This is a genomic window from Micromonospora sp. DT44, assembly GCF_049841635.1.
Classification (GTDB): domain Bacteria; phylum Actinomycetota; class Actinomycetes; order Mycobacteriales; family Micromonosporaceae; genus Micromonospora.
Window position 1 is genome coordinate 1 of record NZ_JBNCKS010000094.1, and the last position, 15,881, is coordinate 15,881.

Sequence of the window (15,881 nt, forward strand, 5' to 3'; positions counted from 1 at the left end):
CACCCCGGCCGACGTCTTCCACACAGCTCTGGCACCCTGACGATCGTCACCGTTGCGACGACAGCTCGAATCCGCCCCGCCCGGAACAGAGGGGTCAACCTTCAGCCGGCGTTGACAGCCGTGCGAATCGGGTCCGGGCGTCCTGGTCGGCGAGTTTTAGGAGGTCGTCGAGGGCTGCCTGCATTGCCAGACTCGGCGGTTCAGGCTGTCCGTGGTCCTCCCACGTGGCGACGATCGAGGGAGGCACGCGAAGCCGTTCGGCGAATGACCCGATGCTGAGCCGCAGTGCCTCCCGTAACGCAAGGACTTCCCGCTCTCTCCAGCGAGCGATCGTGACCGTGCATCCGCAACCGGGAGTCGCGGTCATGAGACTGGGTGGTGGCTTCAGCGGCGCGGCTGCCTGATGGCGTAGCAGTCGTTCGTTCTCGGCCACCCACGCTCTATGTCTGCGGAGGATGGTGATCGATGCCTGGAGCGTGTCGAACGCCTCTACCAACGCTCCCTCCGCCCGGAGTTCGCGGTCGGCGCGCTCCCAGAAGCCACGGGGAGTGGTGTTTCGCCCGATCTCCACATTCGCCACAGAACTGCGGGAGTAGGCCGTCCGTCTGCCAAGGGCAGCCTGGGTCATGCCGGCCGCCTTGCGCCAGTGGGCCAACTGCCGTCCCAGCGCCCTCTGCAGGTCGCGAATCTGCTCAGGAGTGACGGGTCCGGGATCCGTATCCGTTTTGATCATTGGCCCTGCCCGCTGCAGAGTGCGTACAAGCGAGACCGGCCACCGCTGTTCACGAGGCTTGCGGCGTCGGGGTCGACTGGCCCGACAGGCAGGATCTCCACTACCACCATGTACCGGGTCGGGATCGTCGCCGACGCATCCGTTCGTGGCTGCGCTGCCGTGGGGTGGTCCACGAAGCGCCGCAGGCGGGCCAGCGCACCGCCCGTCTCCAACGCCTCGTCACAGCGACTCATGACATCCAGGCTGGCCGTACGCTCGGCCTTTTCGATCTTGCCGAGCAGGTCCGGGCTCACGTACACCAGTGCCGCGAGCCGTGCCAGCGACAGCCCGCGTTGCTGACGCCAACACCGCAGCTCCGCGCCGAGGAAGTGTTGAGCAGACGCGTGGGGCCTCAACTCGGCCGGCTGCTGCCCCATCAGGCCCGCCTTCGCCGGTCGGCGAGTGAGTACACCTGTGCCCCACCACTGGCCGTCAGCGGTAGCGCCGAGAGTTCGGAACGGTCTTCGGGCACCGTGGTCAGTACGACGCGGACCGGCCCGGCAGATCCACTGTCGACCGTGACCACGACCGCCGTACCCGCCGCGACGCCGAGATGGACCGTGGGCGTCACATCCCTCTGGTCGATCGAGGACATCAGCGGTGTGGGTGGCGGCTGCGTCTCACATGCCGGAGCTGGCATGGTCTTTGCGGCTTCGGCCGGTCGTCCGGAGCCGTAGATGACGTACAGCCCGATCGAGGCATCGCTGTCCACGCCGAAGACCCCGCGCAGCCCGGCCCGAACGTGCGACACCGGCCAGCGGGACTCACCGCGCTCCAGCTTGCCGACGTACCTGCTGTCAAGGTCGGTGCGTCGTCTCTGGTGCTCCCAGATCCACGCGTTGACCGCCTCGGCAACCTCCTGCCGCGACATCACTCGACCCGACCCCGTCGGAGACCGCCTCGCCAGCCGTGCGCGCAGCAGCAAGTCGTTCGGACTGCGTGGAGCCCTCGTCCGAGCGCCCGGTACGCCGTTCACTATCAGTACCCTCTCGAAATCGAACAGGCTCGAAGGATCGAGGTCTGGTGGTCTGACCTTGGCTCGGCAGTCGTGGTTCGGCCTACCTAGACGACCCCGTGCCGGTCGTCTCGTCAGCACCGCTGCCTGGGGCCGATGCGAACCACGAGGCCGGCGGCGCAGCGCTCTCCAGCGCTGGAGTGGCACGGCGAACGCCTGAAACGCCTGGTCGGCGACGCGGCAGAAGCCCGTACTTCATAAACGTGGAGCCAGCCTGTTGACGGCCGGGGCACGGCTCGACCTCACCGCACGTCACGCACTCACCGGACGGCCGGACCCCTAGATGACGTTCAAGCTCCGCCTGGGCTCGGTCGACCTCCTCCAGCGCTGTGCTGGCCAGGTATGTCGTGCTCACGACGACCTCGACGGCGGCTCGATGGGCAGCGCACGCATCCGGACGAGTGCCGAGCGAGGGTTCGGGTCGAGCTGTGTGCCGTCTGCCCGCAGCGCTAAACCTTCAACTTCCAGCCACTCGTCGTCGTGGACCCGTACCTGGTCACCGAGACGGGTGACTCGTAGGGTCAGATGACCGGTCCCGTGCATGTAGTCCTGCTCGCTGACCTCGATCACGTCACCTAGCTGGGGACCTGTCATCGGGCTCGCCTGACCTGTTCCCGAGCAACAGCTGTGGTGGTGCCGCACTGTGGACACCAGCGTTCCTTGATCTTGAAGGACACCAATCCGGCGATATAGCCGACCATCAACGCCGTGAGAACACCGAACAGCAGCACCGTCATCACCTCAATCGAGTTGACCCTGACGCGTAGGGCGAGTCCCCTTGTCTGGCTTGTCCGTCGTGCATCGAAGTCGCCACGTGGGCGCAGCTCCGTCGTCCTGGGCGTGGTGATCGCCGCTAGTGCGTTGACGTCCACTGCTATGGCAACCCGGTGGCACAGCCACCAACTATGCTGGCCAGTGTTGCAGCATCGTACGATGCTGGCAAGCATCAGGATGGGGTGGCCCCATGGGTTCGCTGGTTGCGCATGAGGGAGGATCAGAGCATGGCCGGATTCACTCCACCGACACCTCGGTCTCGCCGCCTCGGCAGGGAACTGCGGCGGCTACGCGAGACCCGTAGTCTCACGCAGGGAGACGCGGCCAAGCTGCTCAAGTGCTCGCAGCAGCGGATCGCCCGCATCGAGTCCGGTGACATCAAGCCGCGCCCGCGGGATGTGCTGGAGATTCTCGTCGCGTATGACGTCCCGCACGACGAGGAGCACGGGCTGGCGCTCCGGAGCATGGCCGAGCAACTACGGGAGCCGGGCTGGTGGCAGAGGCTCAACACGTTGCCGGCCCGATACGCCACGTTCATCGCGTACGAAGCCGAAGCCGTCGAACTCCGTGAGTTCCAGCCGACCCTCATCCCTGGGCTGATTCAGACTCGCGCATACGCCGAATCGGTGATCCGCATCGGTCGCGAGACGGACCAGGAGGAGACCACCCAACGTGTCGAGGCGCGGCTCAAGCGCCAAGAGGTGCTGACTACGCGCCGGCCGCCGCTTCGACTGCACGCGATCATCACGGAACAGTCGCTGATGCTGGAGGTCGGCGACGCCGACGTGCGGCGCGAGCAACTGGATCACATCATCACGGTCTCCGCACTGCCCAACGTCACGGTGCAGGTCCTGACGCTCGCCGCCGGTGCTCACCTCGCCGTACACGGCGGCTTCGATGTCCTGACATTCGCGGATGGTGACCCGCCCCTTGGCTACATCGAGACCCTGGCGGGAGAATTGTTCCTGGAGTCACCAGAGGAGATCCGGCGGCTCACGGGCGTCTTCGATCACCTGCTCTCCCTGTCGCTGTCGCCCAGGGAGTCCACCCGATTGATTCAGGAGAAGAAGGATGGACTCGGTTAAGTGGTTCAAGTCCAGCCGATCCGGCAACAACGGTGCGTGCGTGGAGGTCGCCCACCTAGGTAAGGACGCTGTGGGGGTCAGGGACACCAAAGCCCGTGGTCAGGGGCCGATCCTGGAGTTCACGCAGGCAGGGTGGGTTGCGTTCATCGATGGCGCGAAGCACGGCGAGTTTGACTTGACCGGCTGATGTTGTTGGGTGCCCAGTCGATCTGGGCGGGCACCCAACACCGTCGATCCTCGTCTGGCAGCCCGACCCACCTCTAGCAACGGCCACGGCTACTCGCCCCAGTCGCACTGATCGTCGGGCACGCCCACTGAGCGTGCATAGGCGACGGCTTCGGCGCGACCTCGGTCGTCGCCCCTGCTGTAGACGAAGGTCTTGTCAGGAAAGACGATGAACTTCTGATCTTCATTGTGGAAGTCGACGTACCACCCTGGACTCGATAGGGCTTGCGCAAACTGGTCGGCAAGCGACGCGGGATCGCTGCGGTCCGAGGTGAAGTCCACGATGGTCCAGGTTTCCGGCTGACCGGGTGCGGGGTCGGGGTTTCGCCAGCGGACGATCTTGTCGACCCGTAGGTTGAGACGTTCGACCGTCACGTCGTGGCGCAGACTCTCGGTGATCAGGACTCCGGCAAGCACGGGTCCAATGGTATGCGAAACCCGTGATCAGGTGTTGGCCGTGTGTGTCAGTGTTGGTCGAGGGTTGCCGACAAACCCTGACACCAACCCTGCCGCCGAGACCTTGACCCTGATGAATGCGCCCATCGACGCTTGAGGCATGGATCGTCAGGGTTCTGGCAGGCTTTTGCCTCAGTTTCGTGTCACCGTGAACTCGCGGTGCGGTCGTGCGTGCTTCTTCTGCCGGCCTTCCGGTGAGGCGGTGCTCACTGCGGCGGGCACCGAGTTGAACGTCGACCGCCTCGTGTCGGTCGGTCGTCTGGTCCGCCATGCGGGTGTGACGGGGGTGAAGCTGACGGGTGGCGACCCGGCGCTGTACGAACCGCTGGAGGAAGCGGTCGAGCGGCTGCGCGCCGAGGCGGCGTTCGGCGAGGTCGAGGTCATCTCGCGACATCCACGCATCGGTGATCGGGCGGCCGGACTGGCGCAGGTCGGGGTGACCCAGTTCAACATGAGCGTAGACACACTCGACCCGGCGTTACACAGGGAGATCACTGGCCAGGGCGATCACGCTGCGGTGCTGGACGCGCTGCGGGCGTGTGTGGCTACAGGCGTGCCGGTAAAGGTCAACATGGTGGTCATGGCGGGCGTCAACGACGACGAGGTGGCGGACCTGGCCGCGTTTTGCGAGCGGGAAGGCGTTGCGTCGCTGAAGCTTCTGGATGTCATTCAGGACCTCGACGCGGGAGCCGAGTCGTTCGCGAAGCGGCTCGCGCATAAGCGCGCAGGGCGGGTGATCCGGGACCTGTATGTGCCGTTGGAGTCGATCACGGCGCAGTTCGCGGCGGACGCCATGGAGATTTCGACGCGGACGCAGGGCGGGTTGGGGCACCCAATGACCGTCCTGTCGTTCACCTCCGGGTTCGAGGTGGTGGTGAAGGACAGCATCGCCGGTGCCTGGTACGGATCGGTCTGCAACACCTGCCCGTTGTTCCCATGTCATGACGCGTTGATGGCGCTGCGGCTGACGGCCGACCTGCGGTTGCAGTTCTGCCTGTTGCGGGAAGACATCACCGTGCCGTTGGCCGAGCTGTTCGACAGCGACGGCGGCGAGCTGGAATCGACCGTACAACGGGCTCTCGACGTGTACGCGGGGGCGACGTTCCGTGCGGAGGCAAGCAAGGTGTCGGCGGCGGAGGTGCTGTCATGACGGTGCTGCTTCCGTCTCCGGCCCGGCGCCGGCTGGTGATCCTGGCGTACCCGCAGGTGGAGCACGAAAAGGACTACCTATACCACTGGATGCCGTTCTCGCTGTTGACGATCGCGCAACGCCTCCTCGCGGATGGCGACGTCGACGTGGTGATCTTCGACGGGAATCAACGCACCGCGCAGCAGTGGACGGCGTTCCTTGACGAGCACCTCGACCGGGCCGTGTGTATCGGGGTCAGCATTATGACCGGCGGTGGGCAAATCCGGCACGCCTTGGACATGGTGCGCGAGGCGAAGCTCCGATCCGGCTGTCCGCCTGTGGTGTTCGGCGGGCCGCATGTCAACGTGCTTGGGGAGCAGACCGCCGCGCACGAGCTGGTGGACATGGCCTTGGTTGGCCCCGGCCAGCGGTCAATGCCGGAGCTGGTGCGTTGCCTGCTCGGGTCTGGCCGGCTGGACGAGGTCCCCGGGCTGCTGATGACGCGCGACGGGCACCTGGTGAAGGGGCCGGTGAACGCGCCGAAGACGGAGATGATGGCCGGGTACCCGTGGCAGTTGCTCAACGTGCAGGAGTACGTCCGCGATGATCCGACGGTGGCGCCCCGGACGCTGAACTACGTCTCGTCGCAGGGCTGCGTCTATAAGTGCCAGTTCTGCTACGAGCTGACATATCAGCGGGCCTGGTCGGCGATGCCGGCCGATCCGCTCGTGAGGGACATCGCCGAACTGGTCGAGGCGTACGACCTGAGTGGGATCAAGTTTTACGACGCCGACTTCTTCGTCCAGCCCCGCCGGGCGGTCGACTTCTGCCAGGCACTCGCCGCACGCCAGCTCGGGATCGGCTGGGCGGCATCGATCAACCCGAACGATGTGCTGCGCTCCCGGAAGCAGCGGCTCGACCTGTTGGGCAGTATCGCCGGCTCGGGGTGCCGGCGGCTGCTGATGGGGATCGAGTCGGGCTCGGACCGGGTGCTGCGGGAGGTTGTTCGTAAGGAGATCACCCGGGAGCAGGCGTACGACGTGGCGGCCGACATCGCCGCGCACGGCATCCTCGGCTGCTACACGTTCATCGTCGGGTTTCCCGGAGAAACCGATGCCGAGGTGGACGAGACGTACGACTTGCTAACCGCAATCAGCCAACTGCATCCACGGCCCGAGACGCGGGTGCACCTGTTCGGCCCGTTTCCCGGCACGCCGCTCTTCGATGACGCGCTGCGCTACGGGTTCGAGGCACCGGACACGTTGGAGGGCTGGGCCGACTTCGACTACTACGACTCGCAGACGCCGTGGACTTCGGCGGCGACCGTCGCGCGTGCCCGCGCCCACACGCGCCTGGTCAAACAGCCCGGGGCAGCACGAGCGGAGGTGCCGGCATGAAACCCGAACAGGCGGTTGAGGACTCGGAGGACATGATGCGTGGCCTGGTGCTGATGGAGAGCCTGACCGACGGGCAGCTACCCATGCCGTTGCCGGCGGTTGTGGTGCGCCGGTATCCGCACCTGCTAAGCGGCACCCTGCCGGTGCAGATCGCCGAACTCGCAGTGACCCGCCACCGCGTCTTGACGGTCGCCATGCAGGTAGCCCAGGTGCTCCTGCCGAGACGGTTCTACGCGCACTTCCTCGACGACGAGCGGATGTACGTGGCCTTTCCGGACTGCGTGGTGGTCATCGGCCGCAACGACCCCGCCTCGGCGGACACGGCACGTGCGGTCGGCGCGCTGTTCGACATTCCGGCGGTCCAGATGCGGTTCGAGGAGATGTTCGTCAACGACCATCCCGACTCGCCGCGCGCCGAGGCCGCCTGATGGGCGGCGGGCAGGATCTCGCGGTGGTGGTCGGCGGGTCCGGTGCCATCGGCCGGAGCGTGGTTACCGAGCTGCGCACGCGTGGGCTGGGCGTGATTGCCACCCATCACGGGCAGCACCCCGGCCACACCGGCGACGGTACCTGCTGGGTGCCGTTCGACGCGGCCAGCGGCGACGCCAGCGGGCTACGGGCGGCGGTGGACGCTGCCCCTGACCGGCTGGCCGTGGTGGTGTTCACCGTCGGGGTGGCGTCCTCCAAACGGTCGGTGGCGGAGACGCCCACCGAGGAGTTCGCCCGGCTGTTCGCGGTGAACGCGCTCGGCCTGGTCACGGCCTGGCAGGCGCTCGCCGCGCGGGCACGTGCCGGGACAGCCCGGATCGTGGTGGTCAGCTCGGACACCGTGCGCGTTGCCGGGGCCGGCAACGGCGCGTACACGGCCTCGAAGGCGGGGTTGGAAGCGCTCGCGCTGACCCTGGCCAAGGAGGAGGCCCGCCACGGCGTACGGGTCAACGTCGTCGCGCCGTCGCTGATCGCCTCCCCGCAGGCCGAGCAGATCCTGGCCATGAAGGGAGTCACCGACGTTGACGCACACTACGCCGACCTGCCCGCTGGCCGAGCATTGACGGTGGAGGAAGTAGCGGGAGTGATCGCCGGGTTGGGTTGTGACCCGGTATGGGACTACGCCACCGGCACGGTGGTGCGGCTGATCTTCGACAGCGGCGCGCGGTAGGAGGCGACGATGACGGTCGGATACATGCGCTGGCTGGCCGATCTCGAACGGCCAGACCTCGCTGGCGAGCCGGAGAGCGAAGTCTTCGATATCAGCTTCGTTCCGAGCGGGGCGAGACTGCCCGGGTTGGCGCTGCTGGTGCAACGGCTCGCCGCCAGGCTCGGGAACGTGCAGGAACACCCGTTGAGGGTCACGGTCGTCGTGACGGCGGCGTTGGAGGCCGCGAGCGCGGTGTACGCCAACGCCAGCCAGGCCGAGACCACGCTAACCGCCGAGCTGCGGGAACTGCTGTCTGTCCTTGACTGCCGGTCGCACCCCTTGTTAGTCCAGACCCTGCCCTACGCCGACCCGGAATCGGCACAGGCGGTAGAGGCTGCGAACGCGGCTGTCACCGAGACGACGACGGCCGCCGGGGCGGTGGTGATACCAGCGCACCAAGCGGCCGACCTCGACGTGCTGACCGCCGGTGAGGACTTCCCAGCGGTGGCCGCCACGCTGGAGGTGCTCGGCCGCCACGACCGCATCGGCTACCTGTGGAACCGCCTGCTGGACCTGGCCTGGACGCACTGGCAGGCACTCGCCCCGCACCTGGCAACCGCACCCAAGGTGCTGCTGACCGACCTCGACGGAGTGCTGTGGCCCGGCACGGTAGCCGAGGATGGCCTCCCGGGAGCATTCACAGCCCGTGGGGTCGTCGGCCAACTCAGCCACCGTGTGTGGCGACACCATCTCACCGTTCGTCAGGAGCGCGGCGCTCTCCTTGCGGGCATCAGCAAGAACGACCCGGCCGAGGCGCAGGCTGCCCTCGCCGGTATCGAGCCGGCGGTGCCACTAGCGGAGTTATGGGCAGCGCAGGACATCGACAAAACCGCCGCGACCACATGGGCTTTGGGCTACTTCGACAACATCTCCGCGCAGCACGCCGTGTTCATCGACGACAACCCCGGCCAGCAGGAGCGGCTCCGCGCCGCGTTCCCGGCACTGCATGTGCCCGCGGTGGCCGCCACTCCGCTGCTCGTCACCGATCTGTGCCGCCAACTACACCCCGGCAGCGACCAGCCGCCCACGACCTCGGACCTGCAACGCACCCGCTACTACCAGGCACGCCGCAGCGGCGAACTCGTCCCGGAGATCGTGTGCATCGAGGACCCGACCGACGCGGAGACCCTGCGGCGGCTCGCGCAGTTGCACGCCCGCACCAACCAGTTCAACATGACCACCCCTCGCCGCACCGGCGACCAGTTGGCGGCCCTGGTCGCCGACCCGGCGTGGAGTGTCCTGGCGTTCCAGGTCACCTACCACGGCTCAGACCTTGTTGACGAGATCATCGGCTGCGCCGAGATCACCTACCCGCCGGACGGCCCAGCCCGGCTGGACTCGTTTCTAGCAAGCTGCCGCCTGCTATGGGCGGGAGCCCAGCGGCGCATGTTCGGCCAGGTTCAAGCCGTTGTGCTCGGCCGGGGCTACAAGGAGATAACCGCCCGCTGGCAGCCCAACGGGCGGAACGAGACCTATGCCCAGTGGTACGCCCACCAGAAGTGGGCCGAGCCGGTACCAGACGGGGCCGGGTGGCTACTGACCGGCTCCACCATCACTCGTGACGGGGAAAGCCCCGACGACCTTCTGACGGTGATGGGCCGCTACCTCGACGCTGCCCTGAAGCCCATGCCCGAGATCCCGAAGCAGACTCGGCTTAGGGGCAGTGATGGCGCTACCGAGGTGCTCGTGCCAGGTGGTTCGGCGACCCTCGGGCTCTGCGTGGAGGACCGCGCTGTGGTCCGGTCCGTGTTTGGGCTTGACCCCATTGGTGAGGATATTCGACCGGTCGACCTCTGTCCGTTCTGGATGGATCAGCACCTCGTCAGCCGCGATATGTTCGCCGCTTTCCTCCGTACGACCGATCGAGCAGAACAGGCTGCGGCTGTCGAAGCGACGGCCAAGCAGTACGTTCTCGGACCGGTCGGGGATGTGCAACCGGTGTTCGGGACGGGGCAACTCCCGGCGATCGTGCCCTGGGCCTGGGCGCAGCGCTACGCGCTGTGGGCCGGCGGTCGGCTGCCCAGCGAGGACGAATGGGAGTTCGCCGCTCGCGGCACCGACGGCCGTTGGTTCCCCTGGGGCTCTGCTATGCCTGGGCCGCCGCGATGCTTGGCCCGGGGTTCTGACCTCAATACGATTACCGCCAACTGTTGGGGGACATCGCCGTTCGGAGTCGAGGACATGACCGGCCACCTCTGGCAGTGGTGCTCAAGCAGCTACCGCGACCATCCGCAGTACCGAGGCGGTGACACCCGCGCCAACACCTATTTCCTGCGAACCACAGTGCGCCCCCTGGAGTCCGCCGAGCACTGCGGGCACCTTGTGGGCTTCCGCGTTGTCCGCGACGCCGCACCGGACGATCAACCCGAAAGGTAGGGGCTATGCCCACCACGATTCGGCCTCCAGCAGCGCCACCCGGTTCCACCGTGGCGGTGGTCGCCACCTCATCCCCGGTGTGCAACGACGACCTTGATCGGCTCGTCGGCTACCTGCGCGGACGCGGATACGTGGTGCACGCCTACCCGAGCTGCCGAGCCGCTACCGGGTACCTCGCTGGCCCGGTCGAGCAGCGCGCCGCTGACCTCAATGCCGCCTTCACCGATCCGGACGTGCGGCTCATCGTGCCCGCCACCGGCGGCAAGGGCGCAGCGCAACTGCTGCCTCTGCTCGACTACGACGCCATCGCCGCCAACCCCACCATCTTGACCGGCATGTCCGACCCCTCCATCCTGCTCAACGCCATCCACGCCCGCACCGGCTTGCTGACTCTGCACGGCCCCTCCGGGTACGACTTCTTCCAACGCCCCGTGCACGACGAAACCGCCGCCGCCTTCTTCGATGCCGTCACCAGCGGCTTGACCGGTCGGGAAGTCCCTGGCAAGGACTGGAGGATCGTGCGCGGCGCGGGCGCCACGGTGCGAGGCCCGGTCGTCGGCGGGCACCTCGGCACCATCCGCGCGCTCGTCGGGACCGATTACCTACCCGACCTCGACGGCGCCATCCTGATCCTCGAAGAGGTCTTCGTGGGCTGGGTAGACATCGAGGCGGCCCTCACCCACCTGCGGTTGGCTGGCGTGTTCGACCGGATCGCCGCGCTCGTCGTCGGCGTGCCCGTAGACACCAGCCAGGGGGACGCGCCCGACGAGACCTGGGACGACCTGATCGTGCGATGCGTCGGCGGGACCTTCCCGGTGATCACCAACGTCGAGTTTGGGCACACCCCCCGCAAGATCCCGCTGCCGATCGGCGGCGCGATCGAGTTGCACCTCGACGACAACAGCCCAGTCCTGCGGTACCGCGACGACCTGATCGAGGCTCGATGAGCGTCCACGACCTTGTCCTCGACCTGGACACTCACGTCGACTTCACCTACGCGCTGGAGACCTACCTGATCTATCCGTGGGTTCGCGACGGTGACGAGTTGGTCCGCCCGCTGCGTGTCGGACCCAAGGACGCCCACCACGCCGTTGCCCGGATCAGGCAGAGCGCGCCGAATCAGCTCACCGCCCAGGTCACCGTGGACGACGCCGTACCCGACGGCATCGACCAGGTTCGCGCCGCGTTGGTGCGCTGCCTGCAACTCGACTACCCGTACGAGCAGATCGTTGCCCTCGCCTCCGGCGATCCGGTCCTGCAAGCCGCCGTCAACCACCGCGGCCTCGGTCGCGGCAAGCTCTATCCCGATGTGTTCGAGGCGCTGTGCGGGGTGGTGTGCGCTAAGCGCACCAACTTCAACCGGATCTACGCGATGATGCGCAACCTCGCCGCCGCCTTCGGCGAGCCCAGCGGGGAAACGGCAGCCGGCGAGCCCGTGTACGTGTTCCCGACACCGCCGATGATGGCCCGCGCCACGGACGAAGAACTACGGGCCTGCAAGGTCGGGTTCCGGGCGAAAGACCTTGCCAACGTTGCCGGCTACCTCACCGATGTCGGCTACACCTGGGCCGACTGGCGGACCCGCCCACCGGGTGAGGTGATCACCGACCTGCTCGGCGTCAAGGGCGTCGGCCCCTACACCGCCAACCTCACCACGAACCTCGTCTACGGCAGCGGCGGCACACCCCACGTCGACACCTACGTCATAGACGTCATCGGGCGGCTCTACATGGACAACCCCAACCCCACGCCGGAAGCGGTCGCAGCCTTCATTGACCAACGCTGGGGACAGCTCGGCGAACACGTCCTCGATTTCCTCACCACCGACACCGAACAGTGGGTCAGCACCATCGGCAAGACCGTGGGGGTGCGCTCCGGTGCCCGGTCCTGACACCCGCATCCGCGTCGCGATCGACGCCCGCTACTGGCGCGGCAGCTTCCAGACCGGCGTCGAACGCTACATCCTGCTCCTGCTCGAAGCCCTCGGCACCGTACCCGAGCACGTCCACACCGCCGTCGTAGTCCGCGACAGCGAGCGGGCCGCGTTTCCGGCCGATGCCTACCCGCACGTCCAGGTGCTCACCGTCAGCACTCGCCACGCCCACGCCCTGACCAGAGTGCTACGCAGCTTCGAGCCCGACCTCGTGCACTACCCGTTCGACCTACCCCGCCGGTTCGACCACCCCGCCGTCTACACGCTGCACGACCCCGGCCGCTACCTCTACCCCGAGCTGATGGTCAAACGCATCCGCGACGAGGACAACGACCGGCTGCGCGGCCAACTCCACCACCCGCAACTACGGGCGATCATCACCGTCTCCCACTCCAGCCGCGCCGACATCGTCAACGTCTTCGGCGAACCCGCGCAGCCGCTGACCGTCGTGCCGAACTTCATCGACAGCCGTTTCGCCGCCCAACTCCACCACGCCCGCACCACCGCCCGACCAGCACAGCCCTTCCTGCTGGCCGTCGGCGTCTACATCCCCACCAAGAACATCCCCCGACTGGTCCGCGCCTTCCGAATCGCCCGCCAAGCCGCACCCGACACCGTGCCCCCGCAACTGAAACTCGTCGGCCGCCTCGGCTGGGAACGCAGCTTCCCCATCAACGGCACGCCCGACATCGCCGTCCTCGGCCACATAGACAACCAACTCCTGGCGCAACACTTCGCCACCTGCACCGCGTTCGTCTGGCCCTCGTTCTACGAAGGCTTCGGGCTGCCCGTCCACGAGGCGCTGACCGCAGGCGCGCCCGTACTGGCAGCCGACACCCCGGTCAACCGCGAGATCGCCGGTGACCTGGTCACCTACACCGACCCATACGACGACGACCAGATGGCAAAGGCCATCGTCGCCCGCTGCCAGCAGCCCTCGCCCTCGGCGCAGACCGTTGCTGACCACCTCGCCCACTACACCGCCGCGACCGCCGGCACCGCCCTCCTCGACACCTACCGCAGCGCAGTCGATCGATGATCTAGCCACCACACCGCGCAACCCTGACAATGGTGACAGTCGCCAGGTCAGGAGCAATCGTGGTCAACCAGCGCTATGCCCGCCACATCGGCATCGTGCAGCAACTACGGTCCAAGAGCTGGATCTCGGCCACCGCACTCGCCACCCGTTTCGATGTCAGCGTCCGCACCATCTACCGCGACATCGAAGAACTCAACACCGCCGGGCTGCCCATCGAGTCCGTCGCCGGCCGCGAAGGCGGCTACCGCCTCAGCGCCGAAAGCCCCGTCGACCCACTGATCATGGACGCGGACGACGTACTACGCCTCTACGTGCTCGGCCTCATCGACAACGGAGACGACGCCATAACCGACCCCGGCCTCCTCCAAGCCGGCGGGGTCAGCGCCTACGCCAGAGACACACTCCGCAAGATCGGCCAGCGCATCTACTTCGACACCCGGGACTGGTACTGGCAAGACGAGGGCTCCGGCCACGTCCCCGCCATCCGCTACGCACTGCTCACCAGCACCGCCATCGAGATCACCGTCCGCGTCAAACGCTCCCAGGCCGCCGAGACGATGACGGTCAAGCCCTACGGGCTGGTTTGGAAGGGTGGCGAATGGTGGCTCGTCGCCGCACCCACCCGAGGAGAACCTCGCCGCTACCGCCTCAACCTCATCGACCGCCTTAGCCGTACTGACCTGACCTTCGCCCACCCTGGCGATGCGTTCGACCTGCGCGAATGGTGGACCCAAGCCCTCGAAGACTACGGACGCGGCTCCACCCGGGCTGCGCTTCGCGTTCAAGCCAGCGCCCGCGAAGAGATGCTACGGCTGGGGCTCAAGCCCGACTCGGAGGTCCACCACGAACCAGACGGTTCGGTGCGGATCATCCTTTACGTGGACAACTGGCAATGGCTCGTGCCGCTCGTGGCCAGCTTTGGCGCTGACGTCGCTGCTGAGGAGCCCGCAGAACTTCGCCAGGCACTACGCCGTCATCATCAACGAGCGCTGGCCGTCTACGAACGAGAAGACAGCACCGACACGGATCCCAGCTACCTCCACGACGACAGCCGTCTCCGAGCAACCCGAGGCCGCAACCCGCGAAGCTCACGATAACGGCGATGCCAACCAAGGATGCTCCGTTGGTCGGCCGAGGGCTGTCCGGGTGCCAGGGATGCGATGACGTGCAAGATCGATCTAGGAGTTGAGGGATCGCCGTTGGCAGTATCGAGGACGGGGTGCCGCATAGCTGATCTAACCCCGTTCGATGCTCTTGGTTTAGCATCCTGACGTGACGCTTGAAGAGTTGGTCATTCAGCAAGGCATCGACCGAGATATTGAATACGCTAAGGGCTTAGTGTTGGACAATCGGGCCATCGAAGACTCCGGGATGGCCAGCATTACTTTGCTCTGCCTGGCCCCGTATCTCTCGCTCTATGTTTACGAATCTTCCAAGAAGCTAAGAACTGTAGACTCGTTCCAAATCGAGAACCTGTCCGCCACGGTAGAACCTATCGTGGCCCGTTCGCGCCACAGTCTCAAGCTTTTTGATGATAATAAGCGCGGCATTGAAGGGCAACTTGCCTACTTTCGGAACGAGATCCTCGCACCGCATGGGGCCATGTTTCGAGGTAAGAATCTCTTCACCCGCTTACTCGGAGATGACCTTGGAATCTTCCGCTACAACAACAGGATTATTGGCACGACGCACTCAATTTCCTTTAATTCCGGCATCGATTCCGCCGTTCTACTGAGCCTAGACCGGACGGCAATCAAAGGGATCTACGAAGAATACGGCCACTACTTTGGAGCGCTGGGTACTCGCCTCGGCGTGCCGGGTGAGACCTTCGTTCGGCGACTGGACTCTCAGGCATTCAGCCCGCGAGAGGAAGATGTTCGCTCAGGCAGGTATTATCGGAAGGTTTTTGACGGTCCAGGTAATCCTGACTTGAATGCGCTCTTGACTTTCTTCCAGGGTTTGATGAACTTCGCGGAGTTGATCACCAGCAACTCTGGCGTGCCTGAATACTCTGCGTTCAAAATCCGATTTCTGACGTTGTATCAAGTCCTGACCAGCCTACACATGCTGCGAACCGACCAAGGTCAGACGTTGACTGCGCGCTCCACGAAGATCCTGACCAGCCTCGTTGAGGCGGCCGAGACGCAACTCCTCCTCAGCCGCCCGGCTAGGTCGCTTCGCAACACCCTTACGCATTACAATCTGGTGCAGCCTATTGATTCAACCAGAGTTGACGTAGTGCAGCCGCTCTTCGGCTTAGTTCCCATCTACTTCCCAGCACACACTGCGGAATCCTTCGTGGCGCTCGTCAACGGGCACCTCGCGGCGGTGGCCGCAAGACTGGATGAATGGTCCGGCCCGATGTGACGCCGCCGCCGTTCCCACGAGAGTCAGCGCTGCGGAGTCAATGACGTGATCTCAACAAGAATCCGGTAGGTATCGGTATTCGAAATGGGTGAGGTGGAGAGCGGCGCGGACGATG

At 66.0% G+C, this 15,881-nt stretch carries 18 protein-coding genes; 12 read left to right on the forward strand and 6 right to left on the reverse strand.

The features are described from left to right. Positions 1-94 precede the first annotated feature (94 nt). The 5 genes from ACLQ25_RS31260 to ACLQ25_RS31280 form a co-directional block, all read right to left on the reverse strand. On the reverse strand, positions 95-733 hold the full coding sequence (locus tag ACLQ25_RS31260; protein WP_425734328.1) for a helix-turn-helix domain-containing protein: 639 nt from the start codon (positions 731-733) through the stop codon (positions 95-97). Beyond that, complete coding sequence (locus ACLQ25_RS31265) at positions 730-1,149, reverse strand: helix-turn-helix domain-containing protein (protein ID WP_425734329.1); 420 nt, start codon at positions 1,147-1,149, stop codon at positions 730-732. The genes ACLQ25_RS31260 and ACLQ25_RS31265 overlap by 4 nt, the downstream gene beginning before the upstream one ends. Beyond that, entirely contained in the window at positions 1,149-1,643 is a 495-nt protein-coding gene (locus ACLQ25_RS31270) for a hypothetical protein (RefSeq protein WP_425734330.1), read from the reverse strand. Before ACLQ25_RS31270 ends, ACLQ25_RS31265 begins: the two co-directional genes overlap by 1 nt. A gap of 495 nt (positions 1,644-2,138) precedes the next feature. Beyond that, the gene (locus ACLQ25_RS31275) at positions 2,139-2,357 is read right to left on the reverse strand and encodes a hypothetical protein (protein WP_425734331.1); all 219 of its coding nucleotides are present in this window, start codon (positions 2,355-2,357) and stop codon (positions 2,139-2,141) included. Positions 2,358-2,377: 20 nt separating this feature from the next. Beyond that, positions 2,378-2,524, reverse strand: coding sequence for a hypothetical protein (locus ACLQ25_RS31280; protein WP_425734332.1), 147 nt, complete (start codon positions 2,522-2,524; stop codon positions 2,378-2,380). Between the two features lie 264 nt (positions 2,525-2,788). Between ACLQ25_RS31280 and ACLQ25_RS31285 the strand changes: the two genes are divergently transcribed. Next, positions 2,789-3,646: a helix-turn-helix domain-containing protein gene (locus ACLQ25_RS31285; RefSeq protein ID WP_425734333.1), complete on the forward strand. Its 858-nt coding sequence runs from the start codon at positions 2,789-2,791 to the stop codon at positions 3,644-3,646. Then, positions 3,633-3,833 carry a DUF397 domain-containing protein gene (locus tag ACLQ25_RS31290; RefSeq protein ID WP_425734334.1) on the forward strand — a complete coding sequence of 67 codons (201 nt, stop codon included), beginning with the start codon at positions 3,633-3,635 and terminating at the stop codon, positions 3,831-3,833. The genes ACLQ25_RS31285 and ACLQ25_RS31290 overlap by 14 nt, the downstream gene beginning before the upstream one ends. Before the next feature lie 89 nt (positions 3,834-3,922). Here ACLQ25_RS31290 and ACLQ25_RS31295 read toward each other — a convergent pair whose 3' ends face one another. Beyond that, on the reverse strand, positions 3,923-4,288 hold the full coding sequence (locus ACLQ25_RS31295) for a hypothetical protein (protein ID WP_425734335.1): 366 nt from the start codon (positions 4,286-4,288) through the stop codon (positions 3,923-3,925). Between the two features lie 139 nt (positions 4,289-4,427). Between ACLQ25_RS31295 and ACLQ25_RS31300 the strand changes: the two genes are divergently transcribed. From ACLQ25_RS31300 to ACLQ25_RS31345, 10 genes are all read left to right on the forward strand, one after another. After that, a complete protein-coding gene (locus ACLQ25_RS31300) occupies positions 4,428-5,477 on the forward strand; it encodes a radical SAM protein (protein ID WP_425734336.1) in 1,050 nt (349 codons plus the stop codon). Next, positions 5,474-6,853 (forward strand): B12-binding domain-containing radical SAM protein, encoded by a 1,380-nt coding sequence (locus ACLQ25_RS31305; RefSeq protein WP_425734337.1) that lies wholly within the window; start codon positions 5,474-5,476, stop codon positions 6,851-6,853. The genes ACLQ25_RS31300 and ACLQ25_RS31305 overlap by 4 nt, the downstream gene beginning before the upstream one ends. Continuing rightward, positions 6,850-7,281 (forward strand): hypothetical protein, encoded by a 432-nt coding sequence (locus tag ACLQ25_RS31310; RefSeq protein ID WP_425734338.1) that lies wholly within the window; start codon positions 6,850-6,852, stop codon positions 7,279-7,281. Before ACLQ25_RS31305 ends, ACLQ25_RS31310 begins: the two co-directional genes overlap by 4 nt. Beyond that, positions 7,281-8,012: an SDR family NAD(P)-dependent oxidoreductase gene (locus ACLQ25_RS31315; RefSeq protein WP_425734339.1), complete on the forward strand. Its 732-nt coding sequence runs from the start codon at positions 7,281-7,283 to the stop codon at positions 8,010-8,012. Before ACLQ25_RS31310 ends, ACLQ25_RS31315 begins: the two co-directional genes overlap by 1 nt. A 9-nt stretch (positions 8,013-8,021) precedes the next feature. After that, positions 8,022-10,427, forward strand: a complete 2,406-nt coding sequence (locus ACLQ25_RS31320; RefSeq protein WP_425734340.1) for an SUMF1/EgtB/PvdO family nonheme iron enzyme — start codon at positions 8,022-8,024, stop codon at positions 10,425-10,427. A gap of 5 nt (positions 10,428-10,432) precedes the next feature. Further along, positions 10,433-11,374 (forward strand): S66 peptidase family protein, encoded by a 942-nt coding sequence (locus ACLQ25_RS31325; protein ID WP_425734341.1) that lies wholly within the window; start codon positions 10,433-10,435, stop codon positions 11,372-11,374. Next, the gene (locus ACLQ25_RS31330) at positions 11,371-12,318 is read left to right on the forward strand and encodes a DNA-3-methyladenine glycosylase family protein (protein ID WP_425734342.1); all 948 of its coding nucleotides are present in this window, start codon (positions 11,371-11,373) and stop codon (positions 12,316-12,318) included. Before ACLQ25_RS31325 ends, ACLQ25_RS31330 begins: the two co-directional genes overlap by 4 nt. Further along, positions 12,305-13,399, forward strand: a complete 1,095-nt coding sequence (locus ACLQ25_RS31335; protein ID WP_425734343.1) for a glycosyltransferase family 4 protein — start codon at positions 12,305-12,307, stop codon at positions 13,397-13,399. Before ACLQ25_RS31330 ends, ACLQ25_RS31335 begins: the two co-directional genes overlap by 14 nt. Positions 13,400-13,458: 59 nt before the next feature. Further along, positions 13,459-14,496, forward strand: coding sequence for a helix-turn-helix transcriptional regulator (locus ACLQ25_RS31340; protein WP_425734344.1), 1,038 nt, complete (start codon positions 13,459-13,461; stop codon positions 14,494-14,496). A gap of 175 nt (positions 14,497-14,671) precedes the next feature. After that, entirely contained in the window at positions 14,672-15,766 is a 1,095-nt protein-coding gene (locus ACLQ25_RS31345) for a hypothetical protein (RefSeq protein ID WP_425734345.1), read from the forward strand. Positions 15,767-15,881 lie beyond the last annotated feature (115 nt).